This window comes from Streptomyces amritsarensis, assembly GCF_001953875.1.
In the GTDB taxonomy this organism is placed as follows: Bacteria; Actinomycetota; Actinomycetes; order Streptomycetales; family Streptomycetaceae; genus Streptomyces; species Streptomyces amritsarensis.
In genome coordinates this window covers 149,093-171,796 of sequence record NZ_MQUR01000001.1, presented here as the reverse complement: position 1 = coordinate 171,796, position 22,704 = coordinate 149,093, and the positions used below count along the sequence as shown (strand labels likewise).

The window sequence follows — 22,704 nt, the reverse complement described above, 5'->3', positions numbered from 1 at the left end:
GCCACAGCAGCCCCCGCCGCACGCCCGCGGCGGGGGCTGCCGTGCGTCCGGCGGCCGCCGGGAACCCACCCCCCGGGGCGCCCCGGGGGGTGCTCCCGAAGTGCCCCTGGAGGGCCTTCGGGGAGCCGTCCGGGGCCCGTGCGGGCCGCGCGCCGTCACACCCGCTGCGCGGCGCCGGGCGCGCACCCCGAAACCGCAGGTGAAGGCCCCGTCCGCCGGCGCACGGCGACGTGCAGTACCTGCCCCCGGCTTCGCCCGGAGCCTCCAGGGCGGCCACGCCGCCGACCTGCAGATGATCACCCTGCCCGTGCCCACGGACCCGCTCGACGCCCGGACCGCCGTCCGGCGGTCGGGGCCGCGGGATGCCTCGGGGCATGCCCGGAACGGAGCCCGGCACGGACCCCGGAATAGACCGGGACCCCCTCCCGTTGAGGGTGATGTCCTCAGAATTTTGACAGGCAGCCCGGTCCTGGCAGACTGGTCTGTCGGCCCCGGTTCACGCAAGTAGCAATTCGGCTCCTGCGACCCGGCGCCCTCCCGAATCTAGGAGACACCTTGAAGCGCGATGTTCACCCCGAGTACGTCGAGACCGCGGTCAGCTGCACCTGCGGCGCGTCGTTCACGACCCGTAGCACCCTGACCGAGGGCACCATCCGTGCCGAGGTCTGCTCCGAGTGCCACCCGTTCTACACGGGCAAGCAGAAGATCCTCGACACCGGTGGCCGCGTGGCCCGCTTCGAGGCGCGCTTCGGCAAGGGCGCGGCCAAGAAGTAGCGCGACCCAGGCGCCGGTCTTCGGCCGCCCCCTGTCCACTCGGGGGCGGCCGGACCGGCGCCTTTGTCGTCGTTCAAGCCCGTCACCCCGTGCGGTCCCCCGCACTTTCACCACAGGAGCCCCCCGATGTTCGAGGCGGTCGAGGAACTGGTCGGCGAACACGCTGACCTCGAGAAGCAGCTCGCCGACCCTTCGGTCCACTCCGATCAGGCCAACGCGCGCAAGCTGAACAAGCGCTACGCGGAGCTGACCCCGATCATCGCTACCTTCCGTGCCTGGAAGCAGACGGGCGACGACATCGAGACGGCGAAGGAGCTCGCGGCCGACGACCCGGACTTCGCCGCCGAGGTCAAGGAGCTGACGCAAGCGCGCGAGGAGCTCACCGAGAAGCTCCGCCTGCTGCTCGTCCCGCGCGACCCCAGCGACGACAAGGACGTGCTGCTGGAGGTCAAGGCGGGCGCGGGCGGCGACGAGTCGGCCCTGTTCGCCGGCGACCTGCTGCGCATGTACCTGCGCTACGCCGAGCGCGTGGGCTGGAAGACCGAGATCATCGACGCCACCGAGTCCGAGCTCGGCGGCTACAAGGACGTCCAGGTCTCCGTCCGCACCAAGGGCGGCAACGGCGCCACCGAGCCCGGCCAGGGCGTGTGGGCCCGCCTGAAGTACGAGGGCGGCGTGCACCGCGTCCAGCGCGTCCCGGCCACCGAGTCCCAGGGCCGCATCCACACCTCCGCCGCCGGCGTGCTCGTCACCCCGGAGGCCGAGGAGGTCGAGGTCGAGATCAACGCGAACGACCTGCGCATCGACGTGTACCGCTCCTCCGGCCCCGGCGGCCAGTCCGTCAACACCACCGACTCGGCCGTGCGCATCACGCACATCCCCACCGGTGTGGTCGCCTCCTGCCAGAACGAGAAGAGCCAGCTCCAGAACAAGGAGCAGGCCATGCGCATCCTGCGCTCCCGCCTGCTGGCCGCCGCCCAGGAGGCCGCCGAGCAGGAGGCCTCCGACGTGCGCCGCAGCCAGGTCCGCTCCGTGGACCGGTCCGAGAAGATCCGTACGTACAACTATCCGGAGAACCGGATCTCGGACCACCGCACCGGCTTCAAGGCGTACAACTTGGACCAGGTGCTCGACGGCGACCTCGACGCGGTCATCCAGGCCTGCGTGGACACGGACTCGGCGGCCAAGCTCGCCGCCGCGCACTGACCGAACCCGCATCACCCCCCGTACGACAGCAGCCCGGAGGACCAGCGTGAACTTGCTGCTTGCCGAGGTGGCCCAGGCCACCCAGCGGCTGGCCGCCGCCGGCGTGCCCTCACCGCGCTTCGACGCGGAGGAGCTCGCCGCCTTCGTGCACGGCGTCAAACGGGGGGAACTGCACCACGTCAAGGACGCGGACTTCGACGCCCGCTACTGGGAGGCCGTCGCCCGCCGCGAGGCGCGCGAGCCGCTCCAGCACATCACCGGGCGCGCCTTCTTCCGCTACCTGGAGCTCCAGGTCGGCCCCGGGGTCTTCGTGCCCCGGCCCGAGACCGAGTCGGTCGTGGACTGGGCCATACAGGCCGTCCGGGCGATGGACGTCGTCGAGCCGCTGATCGTCGACCTGTGCACCGGATCCGGCGCGATCGCGCTGGCCATGGCCCAGGAGGTGCCGCGCTCGCGCGTGCACGCCGTCGAGCTGTCCGAGGACGCCCTGCGGTGGACCCGCAAGAACGCCGAGGGCTCCCGGGTCACCGTCCACCAGGGCGACGCCCTGAGCGCGCTGCCCGAGCTCGACGGGCAGGTCGACCTGGTCATCTCCAACCCCCCGTACATCCCGCTCACCGAGTGGGAGTACGTGGCGCCCGAGGCCCGCGACCACGACCCGGAGATGGCGCTCTTCTCCGGCGAGGACGGCCTCGACACCATCCGGGGCCTCGAACGCACCGCGCACCGGCTGCTGCGGCCCGGCGGGATCGTCGTCGTCGAACACGCCGACACCCAGGGCGGCCAGGTCCCGTGGATCTTCGCCGAGGAGCGGGGCTGGGCCGACGCGGCCGACCACCCCGACCTCAACAACCGTCCGCGTTTCGCCACGGCCCGCAAGGCACTGCCGTGACCGGCCCGACGAACCCCGCCACCACCCTGCTGCACGAGGAGGCTCGCTGATGGCCCGGCGATACGACTGCAACGACGCGACGGACCGCAAGACGGGCCTGCGCGAAGCCGCATCCGCCGTGCGCCGCGGCGAGCTCGTCGTGCTGCCCACCGACACCCTGTACGGGATCGGCGCGGACGCCTTCAGCCCGGAGGCCGTGCACGACCTGCTCGCCGCCAAGGGCCGCGGCCGCGGCATGCCCACCCCGGTGCTCATCGGTTCCCCGAACACCCTGCACGGCCTCGTCACGGACTTCTCCGAGCAGGCCTGGGAGCTCGTCGACGCCTTCTGGCCCGGCGCGCTGACGCTGGTCGCCAAGCACCAGCCCTCGCTGGCGTGGGACCTCGGCGACACCCACGGGACCGTGGCCGTGCGCATGCCGCTGCACCCCGTCGCCATCGAGCTGCTGACGGAGGTCGGCCCGATGGCGGTGTCCTCGGCCAACATCTCCGGGCAGCCGGCCCCCGAGGACTGCGACGCGGCCCGCGAGATGCTCGGCGACTCGGTGTCGGTGTACCTGGACGGCGGTCCCACCCCCGGCATCGAGCCGTCGTCGATCGTCGACGTAACGGGGAAGGTTCCCGTGCTGCTGCGCGAGGGGGCGCTGAGCGCCGACCAGCTGCGGGAGGTCGTACCCGACCTCGAGGTGGCCCCGTGAGCCCTGAGGGGCGTGGCATAGCAGGGGGAAACACTTTCCGCATACTCCACGTCAGCACGGGCAACGTGTGCCGCTCGCCGATCACCGAGCGGCTCACCCGGCACGCCCTCTCCCACCGCCTCGGCGGCCCCGTCGGCGGGGACCTCATCGTGGAGAGCGCCGGCACGTGGGGCCACGAGGGCGCCCCGATGGAGGCGAACGCCGCCGCCGTGCTGGAGGACTTCGGGGCGGACGCCTCCGGGTTCACCGGCCGTGAGCTGCTGGACGAGCACGTCATACGCGCCGACCTGGTGCTGACCGCCACGCGCGACCACCGTGCGCAGGTCATCTCGATGGGCCATTCGGCGGGGCTGCGCACCTTCACGCTCAAGGAGTTCACCCGGCTGGTCCGGGCCATAGACCCGGCGACGCTGCCGCCGCTGGACGACGGCATGGCCGAGCGGGCGCGGGCCCTCGTACGGGCCGCCGCGGCGCTGCGCGGCTGGCTGCTGGCGCCGTCGCCCGACGCGGACGAGGTGTACGACCCGTACGGCGCGCCGATCACCTTCTTCCGCTCCATCGGCGACGAGATCAACCAGGCACTGGACCCCGTGGTGACGGCCCTGACGGGCGTGACGGCCCGCCGCTGACCCCGGCGGCGCCGCGAGGCGTGACGGGCGGGCCGGGCCTACAGTGGCTGGTACCCGGTACCCCCCTGGAGTCGCGCCATGAGCGTCATCACCCAGCCCACGGACCTGCTGCGCCGGCAGGACCCGCAGATGGCCGACGTGCTCGACGGGGAGGCCCGCAGGCAGGCCGGCACGCTGCAGCTGAGCGCGGCAGAGAACTTCACCTCGACGGCCGTGCTGGCGGCGCTGGGGTCCCCGCTCGCCAACAAGTACGCTGAGGGCTACCCCGGCGCCCGCTACCACGGCGGGTGCGAGTACGCGGACCTCGCCGAGCAGATCGCCGTGGAGCGGGCCAAGGCGCTGTTCGGGGCCGAGCACGCGAACGTGCAGCCGCACTCCGGATCCTCGGCCGTCCTGGCCGCCTACGCGGCGCTGCTGCGGCCGGGGGACACCGTGCTGGCGATGGGGCTCCCGTACGGGGGACACCTCACCCACGGCTCGCCCGCCAACATCTCGGGCCAGTGGTTCACCTTCGTCGGGTACGGGGTCGACGGCGGGACGGGCCTCGTCGACTACCGGCAGGTGCAGGCCCTGGCCCGGGCGCACCGCCCGCGGGCCATCGTGTGCGGGTCCATCTCCTACCCCCGCCACCTCGAGTACTCGGCCTTCCGGGAGATCGCCGACGAGGTCGGGGCGTATCTGATCGCCGACGCCGCGCATCCCATCGGGCTGGTGGCCGGCGGCGCCGCGCCGAGTCCGGTGCCGTACGCCGACGTGGTCTGCGCGACCACGCACAAGGTGCTGCGCGGGCCGCGCGGCGGGATGGTCCTGTGCGGCGCCGAGTTCGCCGAGCGCATCGACCGGGCGGTTTTCCCCTTCACGCAGGGCGGCGCGCAGATGCACACCATCGCGGCCAAGGCGGTGGCCTTCGGCGAGGCGGCCCGGCCCGCTTTCGCCACCTACGCGCACCGGGTGGTCTCCAATGCCCGGGTGCTGGCCGGGGCGCTGGAGGAGCACGGCTTCACGGTCACCACCGGGGGCACGGACACCCACATCATCACCGCAGATCCGGCGCCGCTGGGCGTGGACGGCCCGACCGCCCGCGGCCGGCTGGCCGCCGCCGGGATGGTGCTGGACACGTGCGTGCTGCCGTACGGGGACCAGCGGGGCGTGCGGCTGGGGACGGCCGCGGTGACCACGCAGGGGATGGGGGAGCCGCAGATGCTCCGGATCGCGGAGATGTTCGCCGCCGCGCTGCACGGGGAAGCCGCGCGGACACGTACGGAGGTCGGCGAGCTCACAGCAGGATTTCCCCCTTACGGGGAGTAAAGCGGACAAGAGGGGTGTAGTGGAACCGGTATACGGCCCCCTCGCGTCCTCGGTGGAGGGGACATCGCAGCTAATGTGTGGGGCTGAGATGGCCGGCGATACATCTGGGGCAGCCAGTGCGTGAATATCTGCTGACGCTTTGCGTCACGGTCGCGGTGACCTACCTGCTGACCGGGCCCGTGCGGAAGTTCGCGATCGCGGCCGGGGCCATGCCGGAGATCCGCGCCCGCGACGTGCACCGCGAGCCGACGCCGCGCCTCGGCGGGATCGCGATGTTCGGCGGCCTGTGCGCGGGCCTGCTGGTCGCCGACCACCTGCAGAACCTCAACGCGGTCTTCGAGAAGTCCAACGAACCGCGCGCACTGCTCTCCGGCGCCGCCCTGATCTGGCTGATCGGCGTACTGGACGACAAGTTCGAGATCGACGCCCTGATCAAGCTCGGCGCGCAGATGATCTCCGCCGGCGTGATGGTCATGCAGGGTCTGACGATCCTGTGGATCCCGGTGCCCTTCATCGGCACGGTCCCGCTCACCCAGTGGCAGGGCAACCTGCTCACCGTGGCACTCGTCGTGATCACCATCAACGCGGTGAACTTCGTGGACGGCCTCGACGGCCTGGCCGCCGGCATGGTCTGCATCGCCGCCGCCGCGCTCTTCCTGTACGCCTACCGGATCTGGTTCGGCTACGGCATCGAGTCCGCGGCCCCCGCGACCCTCTTCGCCGCGATCCTGATGGGCATGTGCCTGGGCTTCCTGCCGCACAACATGCACCCCGCGCGGATCTTCATGGGCGACTCCGGATCGATGCTCATCGGCCTGGTCCTGGCCGCCGCGGCGATCTCGCTGACGGGCCAGGTGGACCCGGACGCGCTGGCCCTGTTCGCCGGTGGTGAGCGCAACGCGACGCACGCGATGCTGCCCGCCTACATCCCGCTGATCCTGCCCCTGACGGTCATCGCGATCCCGATGGCGGACCTGGTGCTGGCCATCGTGCGCCGTACGTGGAAGGGCCAGTCGCCGTTCGCGGCCGACCGCGGGCACCTGCACCACCGGCTGCTGGAACTCGGCCACTCGCACAGCCGCGCGGTCCTGATCATGTACTTCTGGTCGGGCCTGATCGCCTTCGGCACCGTGGCCTATTCCGTGCACTCCACCGCGATGTGGATCGTGCTGGTGATCGCCGTGCTCAGCGCGGTGGGCCTCTTCCTGCTGCTCCTGCCGCGCTTCACGCCCCGTACCCCGGTCTGGGCCGAGCGCCTGGTCCCGCCGCGCTACCGGCACTCCGCACGCGCGGCCGAGGCGGCCGCGGAGGCGGCCGCACAGGACGCCTCGGGGGCCGAACCGGAGCCCGCCAGGCCGATCGCGGCGGGCGTCTCGGGCGTCAACGGGGCGACCGCCGTGGGCCCCCGTTCGCGCTTCCCCGAGCGGCGTAAGGCTGAATCGACTCACTGACGGCGCAGCCGCATGTCCGACATGGGTGCCCATTACCAGACAGACGACCCGCCTGTCGCGCACACACGCGCAGGGTCACTCTCATGTGTGACAGTCGGCACACCCGGCAGGTAAAGCTCTCATCAAATAGTTTGTGATACCGTTCACTAAACCCGGCGACAGAGCCGAAGGACCGTAGTGCGACGGTCCCTTGGCCCGAGGTTCTCTCTCGGACCGGGCTTACGCTCGTCCCGTACGAGTCCCGTGCCCCCACCACCACGCGGAGCAAACCGCCATGCGGTCAGATGACGTCCGATCCCTTCTGCAAGCCGCCGTGCCCACGGCCATCGCCGGTGCTCTCGCGGCGTTGATCAGCGGGCTTGTCGTCGGCGGCAAGGGTGCGGTCGGAGCCGTCGTCGCGACGCTGGTCGTGATCCTGTTCATGGGCATCGGATTCGTCGTCCTGCAGCGCACGGCGAAATCGCTTCCGCACCTCTTCCAGGCCATGGGGCTCATGCTCTACACGGCCCAGATCCTGCTGCTTTTCGTCTTTGTCGCAGCGTTCAAGAACACGACGCTGTTCAACCCCAAGGCCTTCGCCATCACGCTCGTCGCCACCACCCTGGTGTGGATCGCCGCGCAGACGCGTGCCCACATGAAGGCCAAGATCCTTTACGTCGAACCGGACTCGATGAAGGGCGACAAGCCCGAAAATCCGGGACCGAAGTCGTGAAGGGTAGGGCCGGGATAAGTGGGCGTTCGAGATCCTGCTATCGTCCGGTGCCAACTGCGGCACTGCGGGCGCGGGCATCTGAGCTGACGCCTGTTCCATCGCGAGGCTCGATGCCTGACTGCCGCCCCACCATCCGTTACACCAGTCCAGTGCCGAACCGCGGCTGTGCGCCGCGCCGACACAACGAGGTTGCCGTACCTATGCGCCACGCTGAAGGAGCCCTGCGGTGAGTGCTGCTGACATGACGCTCGCCTTCGAGATCAATTGTCATTTCGAAGACGGCACTGGCTGCGGCTTCCCGGGCCCGACCCTGTACTCGTTCCTGTTCAAGCCGATGTTCGGCGATGCGGACGGCCTGTACTTCAACAAGACGATGCTCCTGGCCCTGCTGGGTTCGGTCATCATCGTCGCCTTCTTCTGGGCCGCGTTCCGGAAGCCGAAGGTCGTCCCGGGCAAGCTGCAGATGGTCGCCGAGGCCGGCTACGACTTCGTGCGCCGCGGCATCGTCTACGAAACGCTGGGCAAGAAGGAGGGCGAGAAGTACGTCCCCTTCATGGTCGCGACGTTCTTCTTCGTCTGGATGATGAACCTCTGGTCCATCGTCCCGCTCGCCCAGTTCCCGGTGACCGCGGTCATCGCGTACCCGGCCGGTCTCGCCCTCGTCATCTACGTCATGTGGATGTCGGTGACCTTCAAGCGCCACGGTTTCGTCGGCGGCTTCAAGAACATCACGGGCTACGACAAGACGCTCGGCCCGGTTCTGCCGATGGTCATGGTGATCGAATTCTTCTCGAACGTCCTGGTCCGCCCCTTCACCCACGCGGTCCGACTGTTCGCGAACATGTTCGCCGGTCACACCCTGCTGCTGCTGTTCACCATCGCCAGCTGGTACCTGCTGAACGGGATCGGCATCGCCTACGCGGGCGTCTCGTTCGTGATGGTCATCGTGATGACCGCCTTCGAGCTCTTCATCCAGGCCGTCCAGGCCTACGTCTTCGTGCTGCTGGCTTGCAGCTTCCTGCAGGGCGCGCTCGCCGAGCACCACTGAGCGCGGCCCGCTCCAAGCAATCCCCCCAGTCGTCCGGTGGCCAACCCCCACCGGTCCGTGAAAGAGAAGGAAGAACTGGCATGTCCCAGACCCTTGCTGCCGTCACCGGTTCCCTCAGCTCCGTTGGCTACGGCCTCGCGGCGATCGGCCCCGGCGTCGGCGTCGGCATCATCTTCGGTAACGGCACCCAGGCGCTCGCCCGTCAGCCCGAAGCTGCCGGTCTGATCCGCGCCAACCAGATCCTCGGCTTCGCCTTCTGTGAGGCGCTCGCCCTCATCGGTCTGGTCATGCCGTTCGTCTACGCCTGACGAACACGACTAGTCCGAATCGACGAAAGGCACTGATGTGAACCTCCTGGTTCTCGCGGCCGAGGAGCCTCAAAACCCCCTCGTTCCGCCGATCCCCGAGCTCGTCATCGGTCTGATCGCCTTCGTCATCGTCTTCGGTTTCCTCGCGAAGAAGCTCCTCCCGAACATCAACAAGGTTCTGGAAGAGCGCCGCGAGGCCATCGAGGGCGGTATCGAGAAGGCGGAAGCCGCTCAGACCGAGGCCCAGAGCGTCCTGGAGCAGTACAAGGCCCAGCTCGCCGAGGCTCGGCACGAGGCCGCGCGCCTGCGCCAGGAAGCGCTGGAGCAGGGCACTGCGCTGAAGGAAGAGCTGCGCGCAGAGGGCCAGCGGCAGCGTGAGGAGATCATCGCTGCCGGCCACGCCCAGATCGCGGCGGACCGCAAGGCCGCCTCCCAGGCGCTGCGTCAGGACGTGGGCAAGCTCGCCACCGACCTGGCCGGCAAGCTCGTCGGCGAGTCCCTCGAGGACCACGCCCGGCAGAGCCGCACCATCGACCGCTTCCTCAGCGAGCTTGAGGAGAAGGCCGAGGCGGCCCGATGAACGGAGCGAGCCGCGAGGCGCTGGCCTCCGCGCGCGAGCGTCTCGACGCGCTGACGGACAGCACGTCCGTCGACGCGGCGAAGCTCGCCGGTGAGCTGGCCGCTGTCACCGCGCTGCTCGACCGTGAGGTCTCGCTGCGTCGGGTCATCACGGACCCGGCGCAGGCCGGCGAGGCCAAGGCCGAGCTCGTCGCTCGGCTGCTCGGCGGTCAGGTCGGCGGGGAGACCCTCGACCTGGTGTCCGGCATGGCCCGGTCCCGCTGGTCGCAGTCCCGCGACCTGGTGGACTCGCTGGAGGAGCTGGCGGCCACCGCCGACCTCACGGCGGCCCAGCAGGCCGGCGCGCTCGACAACGTCGAGGACGAGATCTTCCGCTTCGGCCGGATCGTGTCCTCGAGCACCGAGCTGCGTGCCGCGCTGACCGACCGTGCGGCGACCGCCTCCGCCAAGAGCCAGCTGCTGCGCAGCCTGCTCGGCGGCAAGGTGAACGCCGTCACCGAGCGCCTGGTGATCCGTCTTGTCACGCACCCGCGTGGACGTAGCCTGGAAGCGGGACTCGAGTCCCTTTCCAAGCTCGCCGCCGAGCGCCGTGACCGCATGGTCGCCACCGTGACCAGCGCGGTTCCGCTCAGCGACGTGCAGAAGCAGCGTCTCGGCGCGGTGCTGGCCAAGCTGTACGGCCGCCAGATGCACCTGAACCTCGACGTGGACCCCGAGGTCCTCGGCGGGATCTCGGTGCGAGTCGGCGACGAGGTCATCGACGGCACCATCGCGGACCGCCTCGCAGAGGCGTCCCGCCGCATGGCCGGCTGACCAGCCACCAAAAGTACAAAGCATTCCTAGCGGCCCGGTTGGGCCGTGCAGAACTTGCAGAAGATTCCTGGGGGTCGCCCCCAGACCCCTAAGAAGCTTCAGGCCCAACAAGGAGAGCAGGGAACCCAGATGGCGGAGCTCACGATCCGGCCGGAGGAGATCCGGGACGCACTGGAGAACTTTGTCCAGTCGTACCAGCCGGACGCGGCCTCGCGCGAGGAGGTCGGAACGGTCAGCGTTGCCGGCGACGGCATCGCGAAGGTGGAGGGCCTGCCCTCCGCCATGGCGAACGAGCTGCTGAAGTTCGAGGACGGCACCCTCGGTCTCGCCCTCAACCTCGAGGAGCGCGAGATCGGTGCGATCGTCCTCGGCGAGTTCAGCGGTATCGAGGAGGGCCAGCCGGTGCAGCGCACCGGTGAGGTTCTCTCCGTAGGTGTCGGCGAGGGCTACCTCGGCCGTGTCGTCGACCCGCTCGGCAACCCGATCGACGGCCTCGGCGAGATCGCGACCGAAGGCCGCCGCGCCCTCGAGCTGCAGGCCCCGGGCGTCATGGTCCGTAAGTCGGTGCACGAGCCCATGCAGACCGGCTACAAGGCCGTCGACGCGATGGTGCCGATCGGCCGTGGCCAGCGTCAGCTGATCATTGGTGACCGTCAGACCGGCAAGACCGCTCTGGCCGTCGACACGATCATCAACCAGCGCGACAACTGGCGCTCGGGCGACGTGAACAAGCAGGTCCGCTGCATCTACGTCGCCATCGGCCAGAAGGGCTCGACCATCGCGTCCGTTCGCGGCGCCCTGGAAGAGGCCGGCGCGCTCGAGTACACGACGATCGTCGCCGCCCCGGCGTCCGACCCGGCCGGCTTCAAGTACCTGGCGCCGTACACCGGTTCCGCCATCGGCCAGCACTGGATGTACGCCGGCAAGCACGTCCTGATCATCTTCGACGACCTGTCGAAGCAGGCCGACGCCTACCGCGCCGTGTCGCTGCTGCTGCGCCGCCCGCCGGGCCGTGAGGCCTACCCGGGTGACGTCTTCTACCTGCACTCCCGTCTGCTGGAGCGCTGCGCGAAGCTGTCCGACGAGATGGGCGCCGGCTCGATGACCGGTCTGCCGATCGTCGAGACCAAGGCGAACGACGTGTCGGCGTTCATCCCGACCAACGTCATCTCCATCACCGACGGCCAGTGCTTCCTGGAGTCCGACCTGTTCAACGCGGGCCAGCGCCCGGCGCTGAACGTCGGTATCTCGGTCTCCCGCGTCGGTGGCTCCGCCCAGCACAAGGCGATGAAGCAGGTTTCGGGTCGTCTCCGCGTGGACCTCGCCCAGTACCGCGAGCTGGAGGCGTTCGCCGCCTTCGGTTCCGACCTGGACGCCGCGTCGAAGGCCTCGCTGGAGCGCGGCAAGCGCATGGTCGAGCTGCTGAAGCAGGGCCAGTACCAGCCGATGCCCGTCGAGGAGCAGGTCGTCTCCGTCTGGGCCGGCACCACCGGCAAGATGGACGACGTCCCGGTCGCCGACATCCGTCGCTTCGAGTCGGAGCTGCTGGAGCACCTGCGCCGCGAGCGCAAGGACCTCCTGACCTCCATCGCCGACGGCGGCAAGATGTCGGACGACACCCTCGGCTCGATCGCCGACGCCATCGCGGCCTTCAAGCGCCAGTTCGAGACCTCGGACGGCAAGCTCCTGGGCGAGGACGTGCCGGCCGTCAACGTCTCCAAGTGACGACGGAAGGGACCTGACTCATGGGAGCGCAGCTCCGGGTCTACAAGCGTCGCATCCGTGCCATCACGGCGACCAAGAAGATCACCAAGGCGATGGAGATGATCGCCGCCTCGCGCATCGTCAAGGCGCAGCGCAAGGTGGCGGCGTCGATGCCGTACGCGACCGAGCTCACCCGTGCGGTGACCGCGGTGGCGACCGGCTCGAACAACAAGCACGCCCTGACCACCGAGGTGGAGACGCCGACCCGCGCCGCGGTCCTGCTCATCACGAGCGACCGCGGTCTGGCCGGCGGCTACTCCTCGAACGCCATCAAGCAGGCGGAGCGGCTCACCGAGCGGCTGCGCGGCGAGGGCAAGGAAGTCGACAGCTACATCGTCGGCCGCAAGGGTGTCGCCTACTACGGCTTCCGTGAGCGCAAGGTCACGGACTCGTGGACCGGCTTCACCGACAGCCCGGCCTACGCCGACGCCAAGCGCGTCGCGGGTCCGCTGATCGAGGCCATCCAGCTGGAAACGGCCGAGGGCGGCGTCGACGAGCTGCACATCGTCTACACGGAATTCGTGTCGATGATGACGCAGAACGCGGTCGACGGCCGGATGCTGCCGCTCAGCCTCGACAAGGCTGCGGAGGAGGACGGTGCGAAGGGCGAGATCCTTCCGCTGTTCGAGTTCGAGCCGTCGGCGGAGGACGTCCTCGACGCCCTTCTGCCGCGCTACGTCGAGAGCCGGATCTACAACGCACTGCTGCAGTCGGCCGCTTCCGAGCACGCCGCCCGCCGCCGCGCGATGAAGTCGGCGACCGACAACGCCGGGGACCTCATCAAGAGCCTCTCCCGGCTTGCCAACGCGGCCCGCCAGGCCGAAATCACCCAGGAAATCAGCGAGATCGTCGGTGGCGCCAGCGCCATGGCCGACGCGACCGCGGGGAGTGACAAGTAATGACGACCTCTGTTGAGACGGCCGCTGCCACGGGCCGCATCGCCCGGGTCATCGGCCCGGTCGTCGACGTGGAGTTCCCCGTCGACGCGATGCCCGAAATCTACAACGCGCTGAAGGTCCAGGTCGCCGACCCGGCCGAGGACGGCGCGCTCAAGACGCTGACCCTTGAGGTCGCCCAGCACCTGGGTGACGGCCTGGTCCGCACGATCTCGATGCAGCCCACCGACGGTCTGGTCCGCCAGGCCCCGGTGACCGACACGGGCGAGGGCATCACCGTCCCCGTCGGCGACTTCACCAAGGGCAAGGTGTTCAACACCCTGGGTGAGGTGCTCAACTACCCCGAGGCGAACGCCGAGGTCACCGAGCGCTGGCCCATCCACCGCAAGGCCCCGAGCTTCGACGAGCTCGAGTCCAAGACGGAGATGTTCGAGACCGGCGTCAAGGTCATCGACCTTCTCACCCCGTACGTCAAGGGTGGAAAGATCGGTCTGTTCGGTGGTGCCGGTGTCGGCAAGACCGTTCTGATCCAGGAAATGATCTACCGCGTCGCCAACAACCACGACGGTGTGTCGGTGTTCGCGGGCGTCGGTGAGCGCACCCGTGAGGGCAACGACCTCATCGAGGAGATGGGCGACTCGGGCGTCATCGACAAGACCGCCCTTGTCTTCGGCCAGATGGACGAGCCCCCGGGCACCCGTCTGCGCGTCGCCCTGGCCGGCCTGACCATGGCGGAGTACTTCCGCGATGTTCAGAAGCAGGACGTGCTCTTCTTCATCGACAACATCTTCCGGTACACCCAGGCGGGTTCCGAGGTGTCGACCCTGCTCGGCCGTATGCCCTCCGCGGTGGGTTACCAGCCGAACCTGGCCGACGAGATGGGTCTCCTCCAGGAGCGCATCACCTCGACCCGTGGTCACTCGATCACCTCGATGCAGGCGATCTACGTCCCCGCGGACGACCTGACCGACCCGGCGCCGGCGACCACCTTCGCCCACCTCGACGCGACGACGGTTCTCTCCCGTCCGATCTCCGAGAAGGGCATCTACCCGGCCGTGGACCCGCTGGACTCCACGTCCCGCATCCTCGACCCGCGGTACATCGCGGCGGACCACTACGCGGCCGCCATGCGTGTCAAGGGGATCCTGCAGAAGTACAAGGACCTCCAGGACATCATCGCGATCCTCGGTATCGACGAGCTGGGCGAGGAGGACAAGCTCGTTGTCCACCGTGCCCGCCGCGTCGAGCGCTTCCTGTCGCAGAACACCCACGTCGCCAAGCAGTTCACCGGCGTGGACGGTTCGGACGTTCCGCTCGACGAGTCGATCACCGCGTTCAACGCGATCTGCGACGGTGAGTACGACCACTTCCCCGAGCAGGCGTTCTTCATGTGCGGTGGCATCGAGGACCTGAAGGCCAACGCCAAGGAGCTGGGCGTCTCCTGATCCGGCGCGCTCCGCGAGGAGCGCATCCGGTTCGCAGGTTCGACCGAGAGGGGCGGGTGTGTCCCGTCCCTCTCCCCACGCCCATTAGAATTTGACCCAACACCCGGCCGACCCGCCGGGTGGTGACCCGAGGAGCCACCTTGGCTGCTGAGCTGCACGTCGAGCTGGTCGCGGCGGACCGCAATGTCTGGTCCGGCGAGGCCACCCTTGTTGTCGCCCGCACCACGTCCGGCGACATCGGCGTCATGCCCGGTCACCAGCCGCTTCTCGGTGTGCTGGAATCGGGCCCGGTGACCATCCGCACCAGCGAGGGCAACACTGTCATCGCCGCGGTGCACGGCGGATTCATCTCGTTCGCGGACAACAAGCTGTCCCTGCTGGCCGAGATCGCCGAGCTCGCGGACGAGATCGATGTCCAGCGTGCGGAGCGGGCACTGGAGCGCGCGAAGGCGGAGGCCGACGCGGCCGCCGAGCGTCGCGCGGATGTCCGGCTGCGCGCCGTAACGGGCTGACCGCCCGTCGGAGTTTCAACCGCTGAATCCCGGGGGGGGCGACCTTCGGGACTCGGCAGACCTCAGCCGCGGTCCGTTCTGGAACTTTCCAGACCGGGTCGCGGCTGAGGCGATGCAGGTCCTCCCCCGGACTCCGTCTGGGAGGGGCCCCCGTTTCTCATGTGTATTCGATGAGCGAGGAGGTCGGTGAAGATGCTCCTCGCTCTGCTTGTGAGCGGCCTGGTCGTAGCCCTGGTGGTGATCGGGCTGTTCGTCTTCGGACTGCGCCGCAGACTGATCCAGCGGTCCGGCGGCACCTTCGACTGCAGCATGCGCTGGGGGGTGTCCGAGGAGCCGGACATCTCCGGCAAGGGCTGGGTCTACGGGGTCGCGCGCTACAGCGGTGACCGGATCGAGTGGTTCCGGGTGTTCTCGTACTCCCCGCGCCCGCGCCGGCTGCTGGAGCGTTCCTCCATCGAGGTCCTGGCCCGCCGCGCCCCGGAGGGCGAGGAGGAGCTGGCCCTGCTGTCCGACGCCGTCGTGCTCGGCTGTCTCCACCAGGGGACGCGCCTGGAGCTGGCGATGAGCGAGGACGCGCTGACGGGCTTCCTGGCGTGGCTGGAGGCGGCTCCGCCCGGCCAGCGGGTGAACGTCGCCTAGTGCTGTGAGCGACCCGGTGCACCTTGCCGGTCACAGCACCAGACACCCTTCGGGCATGAAGAAGCCGGGGAGACGGGGGCGGACCCGTCTCCCCGGCTTCCGTCTGCCTACTGGAGCCCGGTGTGGACCGCGTTCGCGAGTTCACCGCCGGCGGTGTCGCCGCTGAACTCCCAGTAGAAGGCTCCCCTCAGGCCCTGCTGCTTGGCCCAGGTCATCTTGCCGGCGATGGTGGCGGGGGTGTCGTAGCTCCACCAGTTGCTGCCGCACTTGGCGTAGGCCGTGCCGGCGACGGTGCCGGTGGCCGGGCAGCTGTTCTTGAGCACCTTGTAGTCCTCGATGCCCTGCTCGTACGTGCCCGGGGCCGGCCCGGTGGCGGTGCCGCCGGGGGCGGCCTGGGTGACGCCGGTCCAGCCGCGGCCGTAGAAGCCGATGCCGAGGTTCAGCTTCGAGCCGGGCACGCCCTTGGCCTTGAGCTTGGCGATGGCGTCGGCCGAGTTGAAGCCGGCCTGCGGGATGCCCGCGTACGAGGTCAGCGGGGAGTGCGGGGCGGTCGGACCCTGGGCCGCCCAGGCCCCGAAGAAGTCGTACGTCATGACGTTGTAGAAGTCGGTGTACTGCGCGGCGCCCGCGTAGTCGGCCTTGTCGATCTTGCCGCCGTCCGAGGCGTCGGCGGTGATGGCCGCGGTGACCAGGTTGTTCGCGCCGAACCGGGCCTTGACGGCCTGCATGAGGTTCTTGAAGGCGGCCGGGCCGCTGCTGTCGCAGGACAGGCCGCAGGCGTTCGGGTACTCCCAGTCCAGGTCGATGCCGTCGAAGACGTCGGCCCAGCGCGGGTCCTCGACCAGGTTGTAGCAGGACTGGGCGAAGGCGGTCGGGTTGGCGGCGGCCTGCGGGAAGCCGCCGGACCAGGTCCAGCCGCCGAAGGACCACAGGATCTTGATGTTCGGGTAGGCCTTCTTCAGCTTGCGCAGCTGGTTGAAGTTGCCGCGCAGCGGCTGGTCCCAGGTGTCGGCGACGCCGTCGACGCTCTGGTCGGCCGTGTAGGCCTTGTCGTAGTCGGCGTAGGCGTCACCGATCGTGCACTGGCCGTTCTGGACGTTGCCGAAGGCGTAGTTGATGTGCGTGATCTTGCCCGCCGTGCCCGAGGTGACCAGGTTCTTCACGTGGTAGTTGCGTCCGTAGACACCCCAGTTGGTGAAGTAGCCGAGCTTGACCTTGCCGCCCGGGTCCGGGGGGATCACCCCGCCGGTCGTGGTGACCGTGGTGGAGCCGGAGGAGGGGCCGGTCTGGTCGGCGGTGTCGCGGGCGGTGACGCTGTAGGTGTACGTCGTGCCCTTGGTCAGGCCCGAGTCCGCGTAGCTGGTCCCGGTGACCGTGGCGATCTTGGCGGAGCCCCGGTAGACGTCGTAGTTCTTGACGCCCTTGTCGTCGGTGGCCGGGGTCCAGGCCAGGGTCAGCGAGGTGTCGGCGACGTTGCTCGCGGAGGGGGCGCCGGGAGCCGTGGGGGGATTGTCGCCGGGCTGGGTGCCGCCGTCGCAGGAGGCACCGTTGATCTTGCAGCCGCTGGGGGCGCCGGATCCGGAGCCGTTGAAGCCGAAGCTGGCGGTGGCCCCGGGGGCGAGGGTGCCGTTCCAGCCGACGTTCTTGGCGGTCCAGTGGGTGCCCGAGCTCGTCACGGTGGCGTCCCAGGCAGAGGTGACCGAGGTGCCCGCCGGGTAGTCCCACTCCACGGTCCAGCTGCTGAGCGTGGTGGTGCCGGTGTTCTTCACCACCCACTTGCCCTCGAAGCCGGAACCCCAGTCGGAGACCTTGGTGTACGTCGCGGTCGCGGACGCGGCGGCCTGGGCCGGGCCGGCCAGGGCCACGAGCCCGGTGACCGGCAGGGCGAGCACGGCGACGACCGCCGCGACTTTGGTGAAGAACCGGGTGCGCCTGGTGGGGGGTGGGGATGCTGTGCTCAAGGGTGCTCCTCCGTAGGTCCGTCGCCGTCGTGGGGCCGACGTCGACATGGGGGTGGGACCTGCGCCGCCCGTGAGCACGCTTTGTCATGGCACGCTCACCACAGTGTTGCCGTGAGAGTAGAAAGGTCTGGACCAACCGTCAAGAGGTCCAGACCGGTGCCGCCCGTCGTCCGCTAGATGCCCAACTCCTGCGCCAAGACCGCGGCTTGGAGTCGGCTGCGCAGTTCCAGCTTGCCGAGCAGGCGGCTGACGTGCGTCTTCGCCGTCGCCTCCGCCATGCCCAGGCGTTCGGCGATCTCGGCGTTCGACAACCCCTCGCCCAGCGCGCCCAGCACCTCCCGCTCCCGCGGGGTGAGGGAGGCGACCGCCGCCGCCCGCTCCGGCGCCGGACCGCCCCGTGCCGGACGCGGCGCCGCGAACTCCGCGATCAGCCGCCTGGTGACCGCCGGGGCGATCAGGCCCTCCCCGCGCGCGACGGTCCGTACCGCCTCCATCAGCTCCGCCGCGTCCGCGTTCTTCAGCAGGAAGCCGCAGGCGCCCGCCCGCAGCGCCCCGAAGACGTACTCGTCGAGGTCGAACGTGGTCAGCACCAGCACGTCCGCCAAGCCCTCCTCGACCACCACGCGGGTCGCGGACACCCCGTCCAGCCGGGGCATCTGCACATCCATGAGGACGAGATCCGGCCGCAGCTCCCGGGCCAGGCGCACCGCCTCCTCCCCGTCGGCCGCCTCACCCACCACCTCGATGTCGCCCGCACTGCGCAGGATGAGCACCAGCCCGGCCCGCACCGCGGCCTGGTCCTCGGCCACCACCACCCGGATCGTCACATCTCCACCGCCTTCTCCTCCGCGGGCAGGGTCGCCCGCACGCGCCACACGCTGCCGGTCCGGCCCGCCGTGAACGTCCCGCCCAGCAGTTCCGTCCGCTCCCTCATCCCGATCAGCCCGGCGCCCGAACCCGGGGCGCGCGGCCCGGGGCGCTCCCCGTAGGGGGAGTCCACCACCACGCTCAGCAGCCCGTCCTCGTGCGCCACGCGGACCGTCACCGTGCCGGGGGCCGCGTGCTTGAGGGCGTTGGTCAGGGACTCCTGGACGATCCGGTACGCGGCCAGCTCCACCGGGGCCGCCGCGGGCTCCCCGGGCGGCCGGTCGTCGTGCAGGACGAAGGTCAGCCCGCTCGCCGAGCCGTTGGTCCCGGCCTGCCCGACCAGGGCGTCGAGGCCGTCCAGCGAGGGCACCGCGACCGCCTCCTGGCCGCCCCCGGCATCCCGCAGCAGCCCGATCAGGCGGCGCATCTCGGCCAGCCCCTGCACGCTGTTCTCGCGGATCACCCCGAGCGCGTCGCGGCTGGTGCCCGCCGTGTCGATGGAGAGCGCGGCGGTCGAGTGGATGGCGATCGCCGAGAGGTGGTTGGCCACCATGTCGTGCAGTTCCCGGGCCATCCGGGCGCGCTCGGCGGCGACGGCCTGGCTGCGGTCCATCTCGGCCAGCAGCGCCGTCTGCTCGGCGCGCAGCCGGGCGGCCTCGGCGGCCTCGCGGTGGTTGCGCAGGGTGGCTCCGGTCAACGCCGGGGCGAAGCTCACGATGCCGGTGACCGCGCCGATCAGCAGGGCCTGCGGGGTGCGCAGCCAGGCCAGCGAGGCGATGGTGATGACGACGGTGATCAGCCCGGTGGTCACCGGGAGCCGCCGGGCCATGGCCGGTTTTCCGTACACGGCGGCGGCGTACATCAGGTCCGTGAAGATCACGACGGTGGCGAGGCTGCCGACGGTGAACTGGTCGGCGATCACCCCCGCCGTGCCGACGATCAGGGTCACCTGCGGGGCGGTGCGGCGCAGCAGCTCCATGGCGCCGAGCACCACCAGGGGCACCAGGGCGGCCCAGGCCGGCAGGGAGCCGCGGGCCGGGTTGCTGTAGACACCGAGCGACCAGAACACCAGGCCCGCGGCCACGCTGACCACCGCGAGGAGGACGTCGTCACGGTGGGGGCGCAGGCTCTTCTCGGTCACGGTCCCATCCAACAGGGTGTACGCGCCCCGCACCTCGGCGGAGCGGCCGAGGTGCGGGTACATCGAAGGGTGCAGACGCACATGGTCATTCGCGACGACGAATCGGGCGGAGCCGGACGGGAGCCTTGAGGGGAACGACCAACCCGAGCGGACGGAGAGTCCCGTGATCGTCGCGCTGATCATCGCCTGTGAGATCGGCTTCTGGGTCCTGCTGGCGGCGGGACTCGCCCTGCGTTACCTCGCCAAGATGCCCCGGCTGGGGGCCGCGGTCCTGCTGTGCGAGCCGCTGATGGAGCTGGTCCTGCTCGTCGTGACCACGATCGACCTGAAGAACGGCGCCGAGCCGGACTGGAAGCACGGCGTGGCCGCCCTCTACATCGGCTACACCGTCGCCTACGGCCACTACACGATCAAGTGGCTCGACGGGCACGCCGCCCACCGGCTGGCCGGCGGCCCCAAGCCGGCGGGGGCCGGCTACGGCAGGGCCCGGGCCGCGCACGAGTGGAAGCTGTGGGCCCGGACGGTCCTCGCCGCGGCCGTCGGCGTCGGCCTGCTCCAGGCGGCGATCTGGTACGTGGGCGACGCGGGCGACATCAGTTCGCTGCGGGCCTGGCAGGCCGGTGCCCTGCGCGTGGCCGGCATCCACGCCCTCGTCGCCGTCGCCTACACGGTGTGGCCGAGCAAGGCCCCGGCGGACGCGGAGGAGGACCGGCGTTCGCCGGTGAAGTCCCGCTGACAGCGGCCGCGTGCGGGCTACCGCTCGCCGCCCGGCACCCACAGCACGTCCCCGACCTCCTTGTTGGCCACCCGGGCCAGGATGAACAGGAGGTCGGAGAGGCGGTTGAGGTAAGTGGCGGTGAGCGGGTTCATCGTCTCGCCGTGCACCTCCAGCGCCGCCCACGTCGACCGCTCGGCGCGCCGGACCACCGTGCAGGCCTGGTGCAGCAGGGCCGCCCCGGGGGCGCCGCCGGGCAGGATGAAGCTGCGCAGCTTCTCCACCTGCTCCAGGAAGAGGTCGCAGTCGGCCTCCAGCTTGTCGACGTAGAACTGCTCCACGCGCAGCGGCGGGTACTCCGGGTTCTCGACCACCGGGGTGCACAGGTCCGCGCCGACGTCGAACAGGTCGTTCTGCACCCGCACCAGGACCTTCACGACCTCGGCGGGGAGGGCGCCCAGCGCGATGGCCGTCCCGATGGCCGCGTTGGCCTCGTTGGCGTCGGCGTACGCGGAGATCCGCAGGTCGGTCTTGGCCGTGCGGCTCATGTCGCCCAGGGCGGTCGTGCCCTTGTCGCCGGTACGGGTGTAGATGCGCGTGAGGTTCACCATGCGGCCAGGGTAGACGGGCCCGCCGGGGGCGCGGCCGGTCGGGCGGCCGCCGCCGCGGGGCGCACGGGCCGGGCGGTACGCCGGGACCCACGTCACATGAACTGGACGGCGGGGCAGGGCTGCTGGGCCGGACCGGTGTGATGTCCGTCATCTGAGACGTGACGCGTGTTACTTCGCGGTCACACCGCACCCCCCGGGCGCTAGTCTCCGCCGGAGTGGCTGCGAAGCCGTGCCGTATTTGAGAACAACGAGGGGTGTGCAGTGGCTGGGAAGCTCGCCGTCATCGGTGCGGGACTCATGGGTTCCGGGATCGCTCAGGTCTCCGCGCAGGCGGGATGGGACGTCGTGCTGCGCGATGTCACCGACGCGGCGCTGACCCGGGGCACGGACGGGATCAAGGCCTCGTACGACAAGTTCGTCTCCAAGGGCAGGCTGACGGCCGAGGACGCCGAGGCGGCGCTCGCCCGCATCACGACGACCACCGACCTGGACGCGGTCGCCGACGTCGACATCGTGGTGGAAGCGGCCTTCGAGAAGATCGAGATCAAGCACGAGATCTTCCGCGCCCTCGACAAGATCGTGCGTGAGGACGCCGTCCTCGCCTCCAACACCTCCGCCATCCCGATCACCAAGATCGCGGCCGTGACGGAGCGCCCGGAGCGGGTCGTCGGCGCGCACTTCTTCTCGCCCGTCCCGATGATGCAGCTGTGCGAGCTGGTCCGCGGTTACAAGACGAGCGACGAGACCCTCGCCACCACGCGGGCGTTCGCCGAGTCCGTCGGCAAGACCTGCATCGTCGTCAACCGCGACGTCGCCGGCTTCGTGACGACCCGTCTGATCTCCGCGCTGGTCGTCGAGGCCGCCAAGCTGTACGAATCGGGCGTCGCCTCCGCCGAGGACATCGACATCGCCTGCAAGCTGGGCTTCGGTCACGCCATGGGCCCGCTGGCCACCGCCGACCTCACCGGCGTCGACATCCTGCTGCACGCCACCAGCAACATCTACACCGAGTCCCAGGACGAGAAGTTCGCGCCGCCGGAGCTCATGCGCCGCATGGTGGACGCCGGGGACATCGGCCGCAAGAGCGGCCAGGGTTTCTACAAGCACTGAGAACGGTCCAGCCACTGAGCGCCATCGTTCGAATGCCTTCACCCGTCAGGGTGAATTAGGTATCGGTTCGCTCACGGTCGGCAACTTCCCTGCCCGCGCGGCAGTCAGTTGCAGTGAGAGTTGCCGACCACGGACCAGTTGCCATACGTACGCAGTACTGCGGGAGTACACATGCACATCAGGGGCGACCACGCCGAACTCGCTGTCGGGGGCCGCCTCGACGTGCGCAGCGCGGCGGACGCCCGTACGGCCCTCCACTCCGCCCTCGACGACGGCAAGGGCGACCTCGTGCTCGACCTCACCGGGCTCGACTCCTGGGACGCGACCGGCCTCGGCGTGATCATGGGCGCGCACCGCAGGGCCGGCCGGACCGGACGCCGCCTCGTCCTGCGCGGGGTGCCGCCGCAGATGCAGCGGCTGCTGGTGGCGACCCGGCTGCACCGGATCCTCGCGATCGAAGGCGGCCTGGAAGCCGAGTCCCTTCCCCGCGTCTGACCCCGGTCCGATCCGCAAGCCGCTGACCTTTGCATTTCCTGCGGAAAGTAACGGTCCGGTGGTGATCGAGCCCCTGCGGTTTCCCGCACGACCGGCCACGGTCTAGGGTTCGGGCGGAAACCGGACCAGTG

Annotated in this window: 24 protein-coding genes; 20 read left to right on the top strand and 4 right to left on the bottom strand. The window is 70.0% G+C overall.

All coding sequences use genetic code 11. The features are described 5' to 3' along the window. Positions 1-555: 555 nt before the first annotated feature. From rpmE to AVW11_RS00665, 17 genes are all read left to right on the top strand, one after another. Positions 556-774 (top strand): 50S ribosomal protein L31, encoded by a 219-nt coding sequence (gene rpmE, locus AVW11_RS00745; protein WP_030008686.1) that lies wholly within the window; start codon positions 556-558, stop codon positions 772-774. Positions 775-900: 126 nt separating this feature from the next. Further along, positions 901-1,980: a peptide chain release factor 1 gene (prfA, locus tag AVW11_RS00740; protein ID WP_030853581.1), complete on the top strand. Its 1,080-nt coding sequence runs from the start codon at positions 901-903 to the stop codon at positions 1,978-1,980. Positions 1,981-2,026: 46 nt separating this feature from the next. After that, complete coding sequence (gene prmC, locus AVW11_RS00735) at positions 2,027-2,872, top strand: peptide chain release factor N(5)-glutamine methyltransferase (RefSeq protein ID WP_030853584.1); 846 nt, start codon at positions 2,027-2,029, stop codon at positions 2,870-2,872. A 49-nt stretch (positions 2,873-2,921) separates the two neighbouring features. After that, positions 2,922-3,569, top strand: a complete 648-nt coding sequence (locus AVW11_RS00730) for an L-threonylcarbamoyladenylate synthase (RefSeq protein WP_030853587.1) — start codon at positions 2,922-2,924, stop codon at positions 3,567-3,569. Then, complete coding sequence (locus AVW11_RS00725; protein WP_030853590.1) at positions 3,566-4,198, top strand: arsenate reductase/protein-tyrosine-phosphatase family protein; 633 nt, start codon at positions 3,566-3,568, stop codon at positions 4,196-4,198. The genes AVW11_RS00730 and AVW11_RS00725 overlap by 4 nt, the downstream gene beginning before the upstream one ends. 78 nt (positions 4,199-4,276) lie before the next feature. After that, positions 4,277-5,506 carry a serine hydroxymethyltransferase gene (locus AVW11_RS00720; RefSeq protein ID WP_060176787.1) on the top strand — a complete coding sequence of 410 codons (1,230 nt, stop codon included), beginning with the start codon at positions 4,277-4,279 and terminating at the stop codon, positions 5,504-5,506. A 104-nt stretch (positions 5,507-5,610) separates the two neighbouring features. Continuing rightward, positions 5,611-6,957: an MraY family glycosyltransferase gene (locus tag AVW11_RS00715; protein ID WP_199818597.1), complete on the top strand. Its 1,347-nt coding sequence runs from the start codon at positions 5,611-5,613 to the stop codon at positions 6,955-6,957. A gap of 274 nt (positions 6,958-7,231) precedes the next feature. Beyond that, positions 7,232-7,669 carry a Cg1360 family ATP-synthase-associated protein gene (locus AVW11_RS00710; RefSeq protein ID WP_030853604.1) on the top strand — a complete coding sequence of 146 codons (438 nt, stop codon included), beginning with the start codon at positions 7,232-7,234 and terminating at the stop codon, positions 7,667-7,669. 241 nt (positions 7,670-7,910) lie between these two features. Then, a complete protein-coding gene (gene atpB / locus AVW11_RS00705; protein WP_046776170.1) occupies positions 7,911-8,717 on the top strand; it encodes a F0F1 ATP synthase subunit A in 807 nt (268 codons plus the stop codon). 80 nt (positions 8,718-8,797) lie between these two features. Beyond that, complete coding sequence (locus AVW11_RS00700) at positions 8,798-9,025, top strand: ATP synthase subunit c family protein (RefSeq protein WP_046776171.1); 228 nt, start codon at positions 8,798-8,800, stop codon at positions 9,023-9,025. A gap of 37 nt (positions 9,026-9,062) precedes the next feature. Then, on the top strand, positions 9,063-9,605 hold the full coding sequence (locus tag AVW11_RS00695; protein ID WP_030826858.1) for a F0F1 ATP synthase subunit B: 543 nt from the start codon (positions 9,063-9,065) through the stop codon (positions 9,603-9,605). Further along, a complete protein-coding gene (locus AVW11_RS00690; protein WP_030853611.1) occupies positions 9,602-10,417 on the top strand; it encodes a F0F1 ATP synthase subunit delta in 816 nt (271 codons plus the stop codon). Before AVW11_RS00695 ends, AVW11_RS00690 begins: the two co-directional genes overlap by 4 nt. Positions 10,418-10,546: 129 nt before the next feature. After that, positions 10,547-12,142: a F0F1 ATP synthase subunit alpha gene (atpA, locus tag AVW11_RS00685; protein ID WP_030660299.1), complete on the top strand. Its 1,596-nt coding sequence runs from the start codon at positions 10,547-10,549 to the stop codon at positions 12,140-12,142. A gap of 20 nt (positions 12,143-12,162) precedes the next feature. Beyond that, positions 12,163-13,080 carry a F0F1 ATP synthase subunit gamma gene (locus AVW11_RS00680; RefSeq protein ID WP_030853614.1) on the top strand — a complete coding sequence of 306 codons (918 nt, stop codon included), beginning with the start codon at positions 12,163-12,165 and terminating at the stop codon, positions 13,078-13,080. Further along, positions 13,080-14,522: a F0F1 ATP synthase subunit beta gene (gene atpD, locus AVW11_RS00675; protein WP_030768913.1), complete on the top strand. Its 1,443-nt coding sequence runs from the start codon at positions 13,080-13,082 to the stop codon at positions 14,520-14,522. Before AVW11_RS00680 ends, atpD begins: the two co-directional genes overlap by 1 nt. Positions 14,523-14,662: 140 nt before the next feature. Continuing rightward, positions 14,663-15,034, top strand: a complete 372-nt coding sequence (locus tag AVW11_RS00670; RefSeq protein WP_030027381.1) for a F0F1 ATP synthase subunit epsilon — start codon at positions 14,663-14,665, stop codon at positions 15,032-15,034. 192 nt (positions 15,035-15,226) lie between these two features. Further along, positions 15,227-15,673: a DUF2550 domain-containing protein gene (locus AVW11_RS00665; protein WP_030853617.1), complete on the top strand. Its 447-nt coding sequence runs from the start codon at positions 15,227-15,229 to the stop codon at positions 15,671-15,673. Positions 15,674-15,780: 107 nt separating this feature from the next. Here the strand turns inward: AVW11_RS00665 and AVW11_RS00660 are convergent, their stop codons facing one another. The 3 genes from AVW11_RS00660 to AVW11_RS00650 all read right to left on the bottom strand — a co-directional run bounded on the left by AVW11_RS00660 (position 15,781) and on the right by AVW11_RS00650 (position 19,642). After that, complete coding sequence (locus AVW11_RS00660; RefSeq protein WP_078095094.1) at positions 15,781-17,682, bottom strand: glycoside hydrolase family 18 chitinase; 1,902 nt, start codon at positions 17,680-17,682, stop codon at positions 15,781-15,783. Between the two features lie 125 nt (positions 17,683-17,807). Beyond that, positions 17,808-18,461, bottom strand: a complete 654-nt coding sequence (locus AVW11_RS00655; RefSeq protein ID WP_060176790.1) for a response regulator — start codon at positions 18,459-18,461, stop codon at positions 17,808-17,810. Further along, complete coding sequence (locus tag AVW11_RS00650) at positions 18,458-19,642, bottom strand: sensor histidine kinase (RefSeq protein WP_420713410.1); 1,185 nt, start codon at positions 19,640-19,642, stop codon at positions 18,458-18,460. Before AVW11_RS00650 ends, AVW11_RS00655 begins: the two co-directional genes overlap by 4 nt. A 163-nt stretch (positions 19,643-19,805) precedes the next feature. Here AVW11_RS00650 and AVW11_RS00645 point away from each other — a divergent pair, with 163 nt between their 5' ends. After that, positions 19,806-20,378 (top strand): hypothetical protein, encoded by a 573-nt coding sequence (locus tag AVW11_RS00645; protein WP_030853629.1) that lies wholly within the window; start codon positions 19,806-19,808, stop codon positions 20,376-20,378. Between the two features lie 17 nt (positions 20,379-20,395). Here the strand turns inward: AVW11_RS00645 and AVW11_RS00640 are convergent, their stop codons facing one another. After that, a complete protein-coding gene (locus AVW11_RS00640) occupies positions 20,396-20,968 on the bottom strand; it encodes a cob(I)yrinic acid a,c-diamide adenosyltransferase (protein WP_030853632.1) in 573 nt (190 codons plus the stop codon). Positions 20,969-21,229: 261 nt separating this feature from the next. Here AVW11_RS00640 and AVW11_RS00635 point away from each other — a divergent pair, with 261 nt between their 5' ends. After that, positions 21,230-22,078: a 3-hydroxyacyl-CoA dehydrogenase family protein gene (locus AVW11_RS00635; RefSeq protein ID WP_060176791.1), complete on the top strand. Its 849-nt coding sequence runs from the start codon at positions 21,230-21,232 to the stop codon at positions 22,076-22,078. Positions 22,079-22,249: 171 nt separating this feature from the next. Continuing rightward, positions 22,250-22,573, top strand: a complete 324-nt coding sequence (locus AVW11_RS00630) for an STAS domain-containing protein (protein WP_076042884.1) — start codon at positions 22,250-22,252, stop codon at positions 22,571-22,573. The last annotated feature ends 131 nt before the right edge of the window (positions 22,574-22,704 follow it).

What these genes read in the sequence shown, in the direction of transcription:
- prfA (WP_030853581.1), top strand. Translation starts at nt 901, where the DNA reads ATGTTCGAGGCGGTCGAGGAACTGGTCGGCGAACACGCTGACCTCGAG.
- AVW11_RS00730 (WP_030853587.1), top strand. Translation starts at nt 2,922, where the DNA reads ATGGCCCGGCGATACGACTGCAACGACGCGACGGACCGCAAGACGGGC.
- AVW11_RS00720 (WP_060176787.1), top strand. Translation starts at nt 4,277, where the DNA reads ATGAGCGTCATCACCCAGCCCACGGACCTGCTGCGCCGGCAGGACCCG.
- AVW11_RS00710 (WP_030853604.1), top strand. Translation starts at nt 7,232, where the DNA reads ATGCGGTCAGATGACGTCCGATCCCTTCTGCAAGCCGCCGTGCCCACG.
- atpB (WP_046776170.1), top strand. Translation starts at nt 7,911, where the DNA reads ATGACGCTCGCCTTCGAGATCAATTGTCATTTCGAAGACGGCACTGGC.
- AVW11_RS00700 (WP_046776171.1), top strand. Translation starts at nt 8,798, where the DNA reads ATGTCCCAGACCCTTGCTGCCGTCACCGGTTCCCTCAGCTCCGTTGGC.
- AVW11_RS00690 (WP_030853611.1), top strand. Translation starts at nt 9,602, where the DNA reads ATGAACGGAGCGAGCCGCGAGGCGCTGGCCTCCGCGCGCGAGCGTCTC.
- atpA (WP_030660299.1), top strand. Translation starts at nt 10,547, where the DNA reads ATGGCGGAGCTCACGATCCGGCCGGAGGAGATCCGGGACGCACTGGAG.
- AVW11_RS00680 (WP_030853614.1), top strand. Translation starts at nt 12,163, where the DNA reads ATGGGAGCGCAGCTCCGGGTCTACAAGCGTCGCATCCGTGCCATCACG.
- atpD (WP_030768913.1), top strand. Translation starts at nt 13,080, where the DNA reads ATGACGACCTCTGTTGAGACGGCCGCTGCCACGGGCCGCATCGCCCGG.
- AVW11_RS00665 (WP_030853617.1), top strand. Translation starts at nt 15,227, where the DNA reads ATGCTCCTCGCTCTGCTTGTGAGCGGCCTGGTCGTAGCCCTGGTGGTG.
- AVW11_RS00660 (WP_078095094.1), bottom strand. Translation starts at nt 17,682, where the DNA reads ATGTCGACGTCGGCCCCACGACGGCGACGGACCTACGGAGGAGCACCC.
- AVW11_RS00640 (WP_030853632.1), bottom strand. Translation starts at nt 20,968, where the DNA reads ATGGTGAACCTCACGCGCATCTACACCCGTACCGGCGACAAGGGCACG.
- AVW11_RS00630 (WP_076042884.1), top strand. Translation starts at nt 22,250, where the DNA reads ATGCACATCAGGGGCGACCACGCCGAACTCGCTGTCGGGGGCCGCCTC.